General features: G+C 67.5%; 1 protein-coding gene. It reads left to right on the top strand.

Annotated elements, in window-relative coordinates; all coding sequences use genetic code 11:
- A partial coding sequence (locus tag AC0L3P_RS40325) for a hypothetical protein (RefSeq protein ID WP_473309502.1) occupies positions 1-265 on the top strand: 265 nt, incomplete at both ends.

The following is a 265-nucleotide window of genomic DNA, read 5'->3' as shown; positions in this document are numbered from 1 at the left end:
ACCCTGGAGGCCGCCGGGTATGACGTCACGGTCATCGCCCCGCGCGGCGATCCCAGTCTCACGTTCCTTCCGGGCAGTCGCGGTACCCGCCTGCGCCCGTATCCGGTCTATGTCAACGGCTCCGGCGTGCTCTCCTTCGTCGCCGAGTTCCTCTGGTCCTTTCTGTGCATCGGCTACCGGTTGACCGGTGAGGTGTTACGCGGCGGGGCCCACGCGGTGCAGGTGTGCAACCCACCCGACGTGTACTGGCCGTTGGCCCTGATGG

This window comes from Bradyrhizobium sp. WSM4874 (genome assembly GCF_055811835.1).
Note: the sequence above shows the minus strand (reverse complement) of the source record. Positions and strands in the feature narration are given on the sequence as shown.